The organism is Streptomyces sp. NPDC060194, from assembly GCF_042728285.1.
In the GTDB taxonomy this organism is placed as follows: Bacteria; Actinomycetota; Actinomycetes; order Streptomycetales; family Streptomycetaceae; genus Streptomyces.
Genome location: NZ_JBHWZH010000160.1, coordinates 1 through 12,561, shown reverse-complemented (window position 1 = coordinate 12,561; position 12,561 = coordinate 1). Strand labels below are relative to the sequence as shown.

The 12,561-nt window shown below is 72.2% G+C and carries 10 protein-coding genes; 4 read left to right on the top strand and 6 right to left on the bottom strand.

All coding sequences use genetic code 11. The annotated features are described in order from the left end of the window. The first annotated feature begins 436 nt into the window (after window positions 1-436). The 3 genes from ACFWEG_RS25255 to ACFWEG_RS25245 all read left to right on the top strand — a co-directional run bounded on the left by ACFWEG_RS25255 (window position 437) and on the right by ACFWEG_RS25245 (window position 2,872). On the top strand, window positions 437-1,177 hold the full coding sequence (locus ACFWEG_RS25255) for a transglycosylase SLT domain-containing protein (protein ID WP_387219347.1): 741 nt from the start codon (window positions 437-439) through the stop codon (window positions 1,175-1,177). A 116-nt stretch (window positions 1,178-1,293) separates the two neighbouring features. Beyond that, on the top strand, window positions 1,294-1,935 hold the full coding sequence (locus ACFWEG_RS25250; RefSeq protein WP_387219345.1) for a hypothetical protein: 642 nt from the start codon (window positions 1,294-1,296) through the stop codon (window positions 1,933-1,935). A gap of 124 nt (window positions 1,936-2,059) precedes the next feature. Next, window positions 2,060-2,872, top strand: coding sequence for a hypothetical protein (locus tag ACFWEG_RS25245; RefSeq protein ID WP_387219343.1), 813 nt, complete (start codon window positions 2,060-2,062; stop codon window positions 2,870-2,872). Window positions 2,873-2,930: 58 nt separating this feature from the next. Here the strand turns inward: ACFWEG_RS25245 and ACFWEG_RS25240 are convergent, their stop codons facing one another. From ACFWEG_RS25240 to ACFWEG_RS25215, 6 genes are all read right to left on the bottom strand, one after another. Beyond that, the gene (locus tag ACFWEG_RS25240; RefSeq protein WP_387219340.1) at window positions 2,931-4,328 is read right to left on the bottom strand and encodes a nucleobase:cation symporter-2 family protein; all 1,398 of its coding nucleotides are present in this window, start codon (window positions 4,326-4,328) and stop codon (window positions 2,931-2,933) included. A gap of 358 nt (window positions 4,329-4,686) precedes the next feature. Beyond that, a complete protein-coding gene (locus ACFWEG_RS25235) occupies window positions 4,687-5,466 on the bottom strand; it encodes a hypothetical protein (RefSeq protein ID WP_387219338.1) in 780 nt (259 codons plus the stop codon). Continuing rightward, complete coding sequence (locus tag ACFWEG_RS25230; RefSeq protein WP_387219336.1) at window positions 5,463-6,836, bottom strand: AI-2E family transporter; 1,374 nt, start codon at window positions 6,834-6,836, stop codon at window positions 5,463-5,465. The genes ACFWEG_RS25235 and ACFWEG_RS25230 overlap by 4 nt, the downstream gene beginning before the upstream one ends. Window positions 6,837-7,005: 169 nt before the next feature. Beyond that, window positions 7,006-7,743, bottom strand: a complete 738-nt coding sequence (locus ACFWEG_RS25225) for a transglycosylase SLT domain-containing protein (RefSeq protein ID WP_387219334.1) — start codon at window positions 7,741-7,743, stop codon at window positions 7,006-7,008. 413 nt (window positions 7,744-8,156) lie between these two features. Beyond that, on the bottom strand, window positions 8,157-9,479 hold the full coding sequence (locus tag ACFWEG_RS25220; protein ID WP_387219332.1) for a PhoH family protein: 1,323 nt from the start codon (window positions 9,477-9,479) through the stop codon (window positions 8,157-8,159). 680 nt (window positions 9,480-10,159) lie between these two features. Continuing rightward, the gene (locus ACFWEG_RS25215) at window positions 10,160-10,921 is read right to left on the bottom strand and encodes an isoprenyl transferase (protein ID WP_387219330.1); all 762 of its coding nucleotides are present in this window, start codon (window positions 10,919-10,921) and stop codon (window positions 10,160-10,162) included. Window positions 10,922-11,073: 152 nt separating this feature from the next. On the opposite strand from ACFWEG_RS25215, the gene mgrA reads away from it, so the two are divergent. Beyond that, window positions 11,074-12,111, top strand: coding sequence for an L-glyceraldehyde 3-phosphate reductase (gene mgrA, locus ACFWEG_RS25210; RefSeq protein WP_387219328.1), 1,038 nt, complete (start codon window positions 11,074-11,076; stop codon window positions 12,109-12,111). The last annotated feature ends 450 nt before the right edge of the window (window positions 12,112-12,561 follow it).

The following is a 12,561-nucleotide window of genomic DNA, read 5'->3' as shown; positions in this document are numbered from 1 at the left end:
ACCCGGAGCCGATCCGGGTGCGGCGCGTCACGTCTTCCGGGGTTCCGTGGGGTGCGCGGCTCCCCAACAGCGGTGCGGCAAGGGCGTGATGAGGAGTGACCGGGGCCACAAAAAGGGGTCCGGAAGGGGTCCCGTCCTGTGCGGTGCGCCACGGGACCTTGGTCCTCTCCGACCTTGATTAGTAGACAAAACGGACATCGGAAAGGCCCTCCTCTACCCGCTGCGAGCAGCGCAAACCCTCCTTTTCCGGGCGGGAGATTCTCGGCCGTCTCCGAGCAGGCTTCGTAATAGGCATGTTTGCCTCGAAACGGACACGACCCGCACGGTGGTTCTCGTCGCCGTTCGAGCCGATGGGTTCCGGTGGCCTCCCCCGCTCCCGAAGCAAGGACTGCCTGTGCCCCGCATCTCCATGTCCCGCAAGTCGATCCGCACGATCATGCCCCGCGCCGGCGCCTCGGTGCTCGGTGCCACCATCCTCGTGACCGGTGGTCTCTCCTCCACCGCGATGGCCGCGACCGGTCACGAGTCCGGCAAGAGCGCCGCGACCGTCGCCGTCGCGCCGTCGAAGGACCACTCCGCGGACCTGAAGAACGCGCAGGCGGTCATCGCGGCCAAGCTGAACAAGGACCCGAACGACGCCAAGATCGAGGCGGCCGTGAAGAAGGCCGCCGAGAAGAAGGCCGCCGCCGCGAAGGCGGAGAAGGCCGAGGCGAAGAAGGCCGCGGCGAAGAAGGCCAAGGCCAAGAAGGCCAAGGCCAAGAAGGACGCGGCCAAGCGCGCCGACGACAAGAAGGCCGACCGCTCCAAGCGCACCGCCAAGGCCACCCCGGCCAAGGCGCCCGCGAAGAAGACCTACGCGAACAACCTGGACGGCTGGATCCGCGAGGCCATGGACATCATGAAGAAGGAGGGCATCCCCGGTTCGTACGAGGGGATCCACCGGAACATCATGCGTGAGTCCTCCGGCAACCCGCGGGCCATCAACAACTGGGACATCAACGCCCGCAACGGCATCCCGTCCAAGGGCCTGCTCCAGGTGATCCAGCCCACCTTCGACACCTACCACGTCGACGGCACGAAGTACGACCTGTACGACCCGGTCGCCAACATCGTCGCCGCGTGCAACTACGCCGCCGACCGCTACGGCTCGATGGACAACGTCAACAGCGCGTACTGAGCCGACGCGTCACGCTCCGCACGGGCCGCCCTCCGGGGCGCCCCGTCCGCGTCGCCGGACGGCGGGGACCGGTCCTCGGCGACCGGTTGTCAGTGGCGGGCGGCATCATCGGACCCATGACCAAGCCGCCCACCGCAGCGCAGCGCCGGATCGTCCTCGCGGCCGATCCGGTCACCGGTCTGCTCACCGGTTCCGAGGCCCCGCTCGCGGGGCTCGTGCGGGGGCGGCTGGCGTTCCGCCACCCCCGCCCGCCGCACCACCACTACCTCACCCCCGCCGGCCACCGGCTGCGGGAGGACCTGCTGCGGCCGCCCGAGGACGCGCCCGCCCCGGAGCCCGAACCCGCCCCCGACCGCACGGTGTTCGCGGCCCGCACGGGCACCGAGCCGGCCGCCCTGCTCGCCTCCGACGAGCCGGCCGCCCGCGCCCGCGAGGTGCACAGCGCCTGGCAGGGGCTCCTCGAGATACGCCGGCTGACCAACCGGGACGGCGCCGTCGACCGCCCGTGCGCCTGGGAGCGGGGGCGGCTCGTCCCCTCCGCCGCGCTCGCCCTGGAGGCCGCGGGCTGCCGGCCCGGCCCCGACGGCTACCGCGTGCTGCCCACCGACCAGCCCGAGGCCGTCGCCGTGCACGCCCCGCGCCCGGGTCCGCTCGCCGCGTGCGCGGCCGCGCTCACCGCCGCCGGCTGGCAGGCGAGCGAGCACGGCGAGCCCCGCACCCGGGTCCGCTACCTCCTCGCGTCACCGCGCCGCGGCTGAGCGGGGCGCGCCGCCCCGGACGTGACCGACGTCTCGGCCGCCGACGCCCTTCGGGGCCCGCCGGCACCGCCTCCCGGGCCGTCCGGCCCTGCCTTTACACAGCGCACACGCCCACAATGGACATATGGCTACCGACGGAAAGCTGAACGACATGTCCGAGACCCTCGGGGTCGGCGAGTGGGTCGCCTTCTCAGGCGGCCTGGAACTGATGGTCGACGAGCTCGAACCGTTCGCGCCGACGCACCTGGACCGCGATCACCACGACGGTGACGCCTACGTCCGCTTCACCGTGCACGCGAGGAACACCGCGCCGCCCGTGCGCCGGGCCATGCGGGCGCAGCGCAAGGAGAACCCGCGCCGGGCGCGCACGTCCGGCGACCTGAGCGAGGTCGCGCGGACCCGGCTCGTCGACGAGCACACCCGGCAGCACGCCCTCGCGCTGACCAAGGCGCGGGCCGCCGTGCGGATGCGGGTCGGGGCACGCGTGCAGGTGCGCGCGGGCGACGTGCCCGCCGTGCGGACGCACGACCCCGAGCAGGAGATCGTGGAGGGCCTGCACACGGAGGTGCGCAGGCGGCGCACCCGCAGCGCCACGTACGCGTTCCGGCTGCCGGCCGAGCACCTGGACGACGTGCACATCGTGCTGCGACCGTCGGTGAACGAGCTCTCCCAGGGCGAGGCCGAGTGGGCCGCCGCGCTCGACGCGCCGCCGGAGGACCTGCTCGACGACCTCGACGTCCGCGAACCGCGCCGGGCCCGTCCCGCGGACCCGGTGGACGAGGACGAGGACGACGACGCCAACACCGACGCCGACGAGGTGGAAGACGAGGTGGCGGAGGACGGGGCCGGCCCGTCCGCCTCCCGCCTTGACCGCCGGCGCGAGCGCAAGGCCCACAAGCGCGAGGCGCTGCGCACCTCGAACGGCGCGCAGCTCTGAGACCCGCGCACGGGCCCGGCAGCCGGACGACGTGTCCGGCGGCCGGGCCCCGTCGCGGTCAGTGGACCGCGACCTGCTCCTTCTCCGGTGTCAGCGTCTCCGGCTCGGGGCGTGTGCCCAGGTGGTTGAAGGCCAGGTTCAGGACGATCGCCACGACGCAGCCCGTGGAGATGCCCGAGTCGAGCACGACCAGCAGGTCCTTCGGGAAGGCGTGGTAGAAGTCCGGCGCGGCGATCGGTATGAGTCCGACGCCCACCGCGGCCGCCACGATCAGCGCGTTCTCGCCCTTCTCCAGCGCCGCCGTCGCCAGCGTCTGCACGCCGCTCGCCGCGACCGACCCGAAGAGCACGATCCCCGCGCCGCCGAGCACCGGCAGCGGCACCAGCGCGATCACCGACGCCAGCATCGGGAACAGCCCGAGGACGACGAGGATGCCGCCGCCCGCCGCGACCACGAACCGGCTGCGGATCCCGGTCATCGCGACCAGCCCAACGTTCTGGGCGAACGCGCTGCACATGAACCCGTTGAACAGCGGGCTGATCGCGCTCCCCAGCGTGTCCGCGCGCAGCCCGCCCTCGATGGTCCGCTCGTCCGCCGGCCGGTCGACGATCTTGCCGAGCGCGAGCATGTCCGCGGTGCTCTCGGTCATGCAGACCAGCATCACGATGCACATCGAGACGATCGCCGCGATCTCGAACTGCGGGGCGCCGAAGTGGAACGGCGACGGGAAGCCGACGACGTCCGCGTTCCTGATCGCGTCGAAGTTCGTCATCCCCATCGGGATCGCGACGACCGCGCCCACCACCAGGCCGAGCAGGATCGCGATCTGCTGCAGGAACCCGCGCAGCAGCTTCCGCAGCGCCAGCACGATCACGAACGTCAGCGCGGCCATGCCGATGTTCCGCATCGAGCCGTAGTCCGGGGCGTCCGCCACCCCGCCCTGCGACCAGTTGAACGCGACCGGCAGCAGCGAGACGCCGATCAGGGTGATCACCGTCCCGGTCACCACCGGGGGGAAGAACCGCACCAGCTTCGAGAACCACGGGGTGAGCAGGAAGCCGAGCACGCTCGCCACGATGATCGCCCCGAAGATCACGGCGATGCCGTCGTACCCGCGGTCCTTCCCGATAGCGATCATCGGGCTGACGCCCGCGAACGACACCCCGTTCACGAACGGCAGCCGCGCGCCGACGCGCCAGAAGCCGATCGTCTGCAGCAGCGTCGCGATGCCGGCGGTGAACAGGCTCGCGCCCATCAGGAACGCGGTGTCCGTCGCGCTCAGTCCCACCGCGGGGCCGACGATCATCGGCGGCGCGACGACGCCGGCGTACATCGCGGCGACGTGTTGCAGCCCGCTGGTGAAGGACTTGAACGGGGGGAGGGTTTCATCCACCGGATGGGGGTCCGGGGCGGGGGTGTCGGCTGGGGCGGTGCTCTTGCGGAACCTGTGCGTCATGGCCACGGCGGCCCTCCGGTCGGTTGCACGTCACGGACGTGGGTTTCAGGGAGGTGGTGCGAGAACAGGTACAGCTGCGCTGCGGGGCCGACCGTGGTGCGGGGTGCGGTCGCTTGCGCTGGGCACGTGGGGCTGTGCCCACCCTTCCCCGAGCTCTCGGCTTCGCTCGAGCAGGGGAGACCCCACTCGCCCTGCGGCACGATTGCCCACAGCGGGGGGGGGGCCAACGCTGCCGCTCAGCGGCGCGAGCCGGCGCGAGGCGAGCGAGCCGGCGCGAGGCGGCAATAAATCTCAGCCCGGCCGGCGTTTGAGGCCGCAGGGCGGAGCCGCGAAGGCCGCGTTGCCGCCGCCCAAGGCCCTATTGGATCTCGTCGAGGAGGGCGCGCAGGTCGCCGACCATCATGGGTTCGACCCCGCTGAGGTCGGGGTCCTCGCCGGCGCTGTCCGGGGGCGGCTCGTCGCCGTCGTAGGTGGTGTAGCCGACGATCGAGAGCCGGACCACGAGGCCGCCGTCGAGGACGCGGAGCTCCTTGCGGGCCTCGGCGGTGCCGTCGAGGAGGTAGGCGCGGTCGCCGAGGTCCGACACCTCGGAGACCTTGGCGATGCGCTCGGGCCGGCCGGAGAGCCTGACGTCGCGGGTGGCCTCGAACTCCGCCCGGGGATCCGTCGCCCGCCGCAGCTCGGCGACCAGCTCGACCCCGTACTCGGTGCGCAGGCCGTTCCCCGAGGAGCCGGTGTCGCCGCCGCGGGCCTCGCGGGGGTCGGGCCGCAGGGTGAACGTGCACTCCGCGCGGTCGAGCACGCCGCGCTCGAAGTCGGTCACCTGGTCGCCCTCGCGGGTACCGAGCGCCGCGACGAGCCCCTTCGCCCGGAACTGCCCGCACAGGCTCGCCCCGACGGAGTACCCGCCGTCGTCCGGCTTCCCGTCCCCCGGCCACAGGGCCCACAGCGCCCCGCCCCAGACCACCGACGCGGCGAGCGCACCGGCGGCGGCCCACCGCAGGGCCGTGCGGCGGGGCGTGCGGGGCCGGATGCCGTCCGCCGGCGGCGAGGCGGGTTCCAGGACGACCGGGGCCGTCCCCCCGCCCAGCGGTCTGAACTCGCCGTCGTCGTCCGCGACCTCGACGTCGGATATCACGGCCGGTCCTCCTCCGGTGCGGTCCGCACGGGGTCGGGCTCGGGCCGCGGCTCGGGCCGCGTCGGGTCGACGGGCGCGACGGCCACGGCCGTCGCCCCGTGCGGCGGCGGGGACATCCGCAGCGCCGTCTCGCGGCTGTGCGCCCGCAGGTAGCCGACGACGGTGTTGGTGACGGCGACCAGCGGCACGGCGACGACCGCGCCGCCGATCCCGGCGAGCAGCCCGCCGGAGGCGACGGCGAGCACGACGGCGAGCGGGTGCACCCGCACCGCGCGGCCGAGGATGAACGGCTGGAGGATGTGCCCCTCGATCTGCTGGACGGCGAGCACCACGATCAGCACCATCAGCGCGGTGAACGGCCCCTGGGTGACCAGGGCGACGACGACGGCGAGCGCCCCGGAGAGCACCGCGCCGACCAGCGGGATGAACGCGAACAGGAAGATGAACACGGCGAGCGGCACGGCCATCGGCACGTCGAGGAAGTAGATGCCGATGCCGATGAACACGGCGTCGATGAGCGCGACGAGGACCGTCCCGCGGACGTACGCGGTCAGCGTGCGCCAGGCGCGGGGGCCGGCGCCGGCGACGCCGGGGCGGGCCTGGGCGGGGACGAGCTTGAGCGCCCACTTCCAGACCCGCTCGCCGTCGTAGAGCAGGAAGAGCGTGCAGAACATCGCGAGGACCATGCCGGTGAAGAACTCGGCGAGGACGGTGACGCCCTCGATCCCCGCGCTGGTGATCTCCTCGGTGTTGGTGCCGACCGCGTCGCTGGCGGTCTTGGCGAGGTCGTTGATCTGCTTCTCGGTGACGTGGAAGGGGCTGTCGAGGGCCCAGCGCTTGAGTTCGTCGATGCCGTCCGTGATCCGTTCGGCGAGGGTGTCGATGTTGTCCATGACCTGCCAGACCACGAACCAGCCGACCAGGCCCATGACGACGAAGCCGAGGACGGCGGTGCACATCGTGGCGAGCCCCTTGGGGAGCCCGTAGCCGCGCAGCCGGCTGACGGTGGGCTGCAGGAGCGCGGTGACGAGCAGGGCGGCGGTGAAGGCCAGGGCGACGAGGCTGACCGCCGAGATGACCTGCATGAGCACCCAGACCATGCCCGCGAGGACGAGGAACCGCCAGGCGGTCTCGGCGGCGACCCGCAGCCCCCAGGGGATCGCGGCGGCCGGCTCGGGCCTGGCCGCTATCGCCGGCGCGTAGGAGGGGGGCGGCGGGACGTGGTCGGCGGTCCCGTCGAGTTCCTCGGGTCGGGGCTTGGTGATGTGCTCGCCGGCGGCGTCCGCGGCGGCCCTGCGTTCGTCGAACCGCGTTCCCACGTGGGTGAGCCCGGCTCCCAGCCGTCCCAGCCAGTCCGGCAGTCTCGCCATGCTCTGTCCCTCATCCCCCGCGTCGGTGTGCCGCTCGTGTGCGCAGCACGTGTACCCCGTCAGGTCCGTCTGAGCCGTGACGACCGTACACGCGTGCAGCCCCTCACCGAAGGACGGTGAGGGGCTGCCGGAGGTTCGGTCGCGGGCCCGGGGGAATCGGGCGGTGCGCCTAGTACCAGTTGTTCGCCTGCCAGAACTCCCAGGCGCCGCACGGGCTGCCGTAGCGGCCGTCCATGTAGCTGAGGCCCCACTTGAGCTGGGTGGCGGGGTTGGTCTGCCAGTCGGCGCCGGCGGAGGCCATCTTGGTGCCGGGGAGGGCCTGCATGAGGCCGTACGCGCCGGAGGAGGGGTTGGTCGCGCGGTAGTTCCAGCCGGACTCGTGGTCCACGATGTTGCTGAAGCACTGGAACTGGTCGGCGGGGACCATCTGACGGGCCATCGCCTGGACCTGGGCCACGGTGTACGAGCTCTGCTGGGCGAAGCTGGACGCGTCCGCGCCGCCGCCGCTGGAGCGCTCGGCGGAGCGGCTGGCCTTGGCGGCCTCCTCGCGCTCCTTGGCGGCCTTCTCCTCGGCCGCCTTCTCCGCCGCGGCCTTGTCGGCGGCGGCCTTCTTCGCCTTGGCCGTCTCGGCGGCCTTGGTGCGGGCGGCCTCCTGGGCGGAGGTCTGGGCCGCGGTGTCGGCCTGGTACGCCTGCGCGTCGGCCTGCTGTGCGAGGGACGTGGTCTGCACCTGCGCGTGCTGACCGGCGGGGATGTCCGCGAGGAGCGTCGCGTCGGCGGCGGTGGCCTCGAAGTCGTTGGCGGGGTTCTCCGTGGTGCTGCCCGAGGCAACACCCGCGACGGCTCCGATGGTGGTGACCGCGGTGGCCGATGCCACTGCGATTCCCCGAACCGAGATCCGGCTCACACGGTTTCCTTCCAGCGTCGCCCGCTTGAGACGTGACCTCGCGGACGCAATCGTGCCCCTGGCACTGGCCTCCTACTGCACGGTCACGGGAGGCGCGGACCCGGTGGACACCCTCCCTGGACGGGCGGGCGTCGCGTGGTGCTTCGGGCGGCATACGACGACACCGGTGTTCAGTTGTGCGGCCCGGGGGCCGGTCGCGGCTCGTGAGACGCGTTTTGGGGCAGGAGTGTCGTATGCGGGGCCTGACAGGTCCAAGACTCTGCCCGAGGACACGCCTTGAGGCAATTCTGTGACCAGTGGGAAAGCTCACATGCCGTTTATCCGGGTGTCTTTTCGGATACTGCGGCGTAACACGGCGCCGCCCGGGTAAGGTCCTTGACCTTCTCCGGGCGGCGTCTGGCACTGACCCTCCGTCAGAGCTGCACGTCCTCCAGCATCTCGGTCACGAGCGCGGCGATCTGGGAGCGTTCCGACCGGTTGAGGGTGATGTGGGCGAAGAGCGGATGCCCCTTCAGCTTCTCGACGACGGCGACGACTCCGTCGTACCGGCCGACGCGCAGGTTGTCCCGTTGTGCCACGTCGTGGGTGAGTACGACCCGCGAGTTGGCGCCGATCCGGGACAGGACCGTCAGCAGGACGTTCCGCTCCAGGGACTGGGCCTCGTCGACGATGACGAACGCGTCGTGCAGCGAGCGGCCGCGGATGTGGGTGAGCGGCAGGACCTCCAGCATGCCGCGGCCGAGGACCTCCTCGATCACCTCGCGGGAGGTGACGGCCGAGAGGGTGTCGAAGACGGCCTGCGCCCACGGCCCCATCTTCTCGGCCTCGCTGCCCGGCAGGTAGCCGAGCTCCTGGCCGCCGACCGCGTACAGCGGGCGGAAGACCATCACCTTCTTGTGCTGGCCGCGCTCCAGGACCGCGTCGAGGCCCGCGCAGAGCGCGAGCGCGGACTTGCCGGTGCCGGCCCGGCCGCCCATGGAGACGATGCCGACGTCCGGGTCGAGCAGCAGGTCGAGGGCGATCCGCTGCTCGGCGCTGCGGCCCTTGATGCCGAACGCCTCCCGGTCGCCGCGCACGAGGCGGACGTTGCCCTCGGCGGTGACCCGGCCGAGCGCCTTGCCGCGCTCGGACTGGATCGTCAGCCCGGTGTGCACGGGGAGGTCGGCCGCCTCCGGCACGTACAGGGTCTCCTCGGTGAACAGGAGGTCGACCTGCTCGCCGGAGAGCGGCAGCTCGGTCATCCCCGTCCAGCCGGAGTCCGTGATGGCCAGTTCGGCCCGGTACTCCTCCGCCAGGAGGCCCACCGACGACGCCTTGATCCGCATCGGCAGGTCCTTGGAGACGACCGTGACGTCGTACCCCTCGGCCTGGAGGTTGCGCGCGACCGCGAGGATCCGGGAGTCGTTGTCGCCGAGCCGGTAGCCGGCGGGCAGGACGCTCGGGTCGGAGTGGTTCAGCTCGACGCGGAGCGTGCCGCCGATGTCGCCCATGGGGAGCGGCGCATCGAGCCGGCCGAACCGGACCCGGAGGTCGTCCAGCAGGCGCAGGGCCTGCCGGGCGAAGTACCCGAGCTCCGGGTGGTGCCGCTTGGCCTCCAACTCGGTCACCACGACGATCGGTAGCACGACCTCGTGCTCGTCGAAGCGGGACACGGCGTTGGGGTCGGCCAGCAGGACGCTGGTGTCGAGAACGTAGGTGCGCCGGTCGGGAAGGCGGCGCTTAGAGCTGTTCACCACGGAAGGACGTACCCCCTCTTTGGCGTGCACGAGGTCGGGGTGCGACGGGTGCGGCGGCGTCGCGGGTCGTGAGGGCCGGACGGCACCGTTGCACGGGCCGTGCGGCCCTCCAGCGAGGTACGACCTGGCTGGCGCAAGGGGCCTCCCGGGCGAGCGGCGGGTGCGCCGCGCGCGTTCCTTGTTCGCGGTGGCCGAACTTGGTTGTCCGGTCACCGACCTGGGGGAGGTATGCCCTTCATCGAGCGCGGCCATGCGGGGGCCGATAAATCAGCCCCGGGCGGCGCGCGGTCACCCAACAATCTCAGCCCGGCCGGCGCTTGAGGCCACCGGGCGGAGCCCGGTACCCGCGGCGCAGCCGCGAAGCGCCCCTGCGGGGCGGGGGCCGACGACGGTGGGCGCACACGTCGCCGCGCTGGGCACTGTGGGCTGTGCCCACCCGTGCCGCCCTGCGGCACGACTGCCCACAGCGGGGTGGGGGCGGCGGCCCACGTCGCCGCCGGGCGGCACGATGGCCCACGGCGGGGTGGGGGTGGCGGCCGGCGTTGGCGCCGAGGGGCGCGAAGCTCGGCGCGAGCCGTAAGGAAACTCAGCCCGGCCGGCGTTTGAGGCCGCGCGGGCGGAGCCCGTGCATCCGCGGCGGAGCCGCGAAGGGGGGCGCGCCCCCGAAAGACGAGCCGGGCTCAACCACCGTAGCGGCGGTGGCGGGCCGCGTAGTCCCGGAGCGCGCGGAGGAAGTCGACCTTGCGGAAGGCCGGCCAGAAGACGTCGCAGAAGTGGTACTCGCTGTGCGCGGACTGCCAGAGCATGAAGCCGGAGAGCCGCTGCTCACCACTGGTGCGGATGACGAGATCCGGGTCGGGCTGCCCCCGCGTGTAGAGGTGCTCGGCGATGAGGTCGGTGGAGACGACCTCCGCCAGCTCCTCGAAGCTGGTCCCCCGCGCCGCGGCCTGGTGCAGCAGCGAGCGGACCGCGTCCGCGATCTCCTGCCGCCCCCCGTAGCCGACCGCGCAGTTCACGAGTATCCCGCCGTTGCCCTCCGTCGCCGCGGCCGCCTCCTTGAGGACGGCCTGCGTGCGGGCGGGCAGCAGGTCCATCGTCCCGACGTGGTGGACCCGCCACCGCCCGTCCGCGGCGAGCCCCCGCACCGTGTTCTCGATGATGCTGAGCAGCGGCAGCAGCTCGGACTCCGCACGGTCGAAGTTGTCCGTGGACAGCATCCATAGGGTGACGACCTCGACGTCCGTCTCCGCGCACCACCCGAGCAGCTCGGTGATCTTGTCCGCACCGGCCTGGTGCCCCTGCACCGTCGTCCCGCCGGACGCCTTGGCCCACCGGCGGTTGCCGTCGAGGATCACGCCGATGTGCTTGGGCACCTGGTCGTGATCCAGGCGGCGGTCCACCCGACGCTCGTACAGGCCGTAGACCAGGTCGCGCAGGTTCACGATGTGACGCCCCTCCGGGTGCAGGCATGTGGCAGGTCCCCCGGACGCGTTCCCGGGCGTGTTTCCCCCCGGCAGCACAGTAGCCGGGGCCGCGTCGTACGGCCCAATCCGGTCTGTCACGACTTGGTGATAAGCGTGATAGTCAAGGAGGCATGACTGATCACTCCTCCTACCGGGCCGCCGACGGCCGCTACGACGCCATGGAGTACCGCCGCTCCGGCCGCTCCGGGCTGAAGCTGCCGGCGATCTCGCTCGGCCTGTGGCACAACTTCGGCGACGACCGCACGCTGGAGTCCCAGCGCGCCATCCTGCGCCGCGCGTTCGACCTCGGCGTCACCCACTTCGACCTGGCCAACAACTACGGCCCGCCCCCCGGCTCCGCCGAGCTGAACTTCGGCAAGCTCTTCGCGCAGGACTTCGCCCCGTACCGGGACGAACTGGTGGTCTCCACCAAGGCCGGCTACGACATGCACCCCGGCCCGTACGGCGAGTGGGGCTCGCGCAAGTACCTGCTCTCCTCGCTCGACGCGTCGCTGAAGCGGATGGGCCTCGACTACGTCGACGTCTTCTACTCGCACCGCTTCGACCCCGACACCCCGCTCGAGGAGACGATGGGCGCGCTCGCCTCCGCGGTGCGGCAGGGCAAGGCGCTCTACGTCGGCGTCTCGTCGTACAACGCCGAGCAGACGGCGGAGGCGGCGCGGTTGCTGCGCGAGATGGGCGTCCCCGCGCTCATCCACCAGCCGTCCTACTCGATGATCAACCGCTGGATCGAGGACGACGGCCTCCTCGACACGCTGGAGACGGCCGGCATGGGCTGCATCTCCTTCGTGCCGCTCGCCCAGGGGTTGCTCACGAACAAGTACCTCGACGGCGTCCCCGCGGGCTCGCGCGCCACCCAGGGCAAGTCCCTCGACCCGAACCTGCTCTCCGACGAGGTCCTGCGCCGGCTGCGCGGCCTCGGCGACATCGCCGCCCGGCGCGGGCAGTCCCTCGCCCAGCTCGCCCTGAACTGGGTGCTGCGCGACCCGCGGATGACCTCCGCGCTCATCGGGGCGTCCAGCGTCCGTCAGCTGGAGGAGAACGTCGCCGCGCTCGGTGCGGAGCCGCTGTCCGCGGCCGAGCTGAAGGAGATCGACACCTTCGCCGTCGACACCGACGGCACCAACATCTGGGCCGGCCGCGCCTGACGCGTCCCCCGGGGCGCGGCATAAAAAACGGGCCGGTCCGTGGGGGGGATACGGACCGGCCCGAGGGGGGGAGTTACACCATAACCCTTCGTAAGTGCGGACGCGTACATCGGGGGCCAACAACTACTCTCCGAATACGCTCGGCGACGACCCGCAGGGGGCGGGTGTGCGGGCACAACCCAGTAACCGCACGGGTTCCCCGCGATCGATCTTCTCCTCGCGCCCCGCCACCCCCCTCCGCCACACGGGTGACCCCCTCGCCACCCCGGCGCGCCGGAAGCCGGACGCGTCCCCGGTTTCGCCCGGCGGCGAAGGCGCGCTCGGGCGCCAGAAACTTCAGCCCGGCCGGCGCGCGGGGGGCCAGAAATTCAGCCCGGCGATGGGGTCTCCCCTGCTCGAGCGAAGCCGAGAGCTTGGGGAAGTTTGAGGCCGCGCGGGTGGAGCCCCCCT

What these genes read in the sequence shown, in the direction of transcription:
- ACFWEG_RS25255 (WP_387219347.1), top strand. Translation starts at nt 437, where the DNA reads ATGCCCCGCGCCGGCGCCTCGGTGCTCGGTGCCACCATCCTCGTGACC.
- ACFWEG_RS25250 (WP_387219345.1), top strand. Translation starts at nt 1,294, where the DNA reads ATGACCAAGCCGCCCACCGCAGCGCAGCGCCGGATCGTCCTCGCGGCC.
- ACFWEG_RS25245 (WP_387219343.1), top strand. Translation starts at nt 2,060, where the DNA reads ATGGCTACCGACGGAAAGCTGAACGACATGTCCGAGACCCTCGGGGTC.
- ACFWEG_RS25240 (WP_387219340.1), bottom strand. Translation starts at nt 4,328, where the DNA reads ATGACGCACAGGTTCCGCAAGAGCACCGCCCCAGCCGACACCCCCGCC.
- ACFWEG_RS25230 (WP_387219336.1), bottom strand. Translation starts at nt 6,836, where the DNA reads ATGGCGAGACTGCCGGACTGGCTGGGACGGCTGGGAGCCGGGCTCACC.
- mgrA (WP_387219328.1), top strand. Translation starts at nt 11,074, where the DNA reads ATGACTGATCACTCCTCCTACCGGGCCGCCGACGGCCGCTACGACGCC.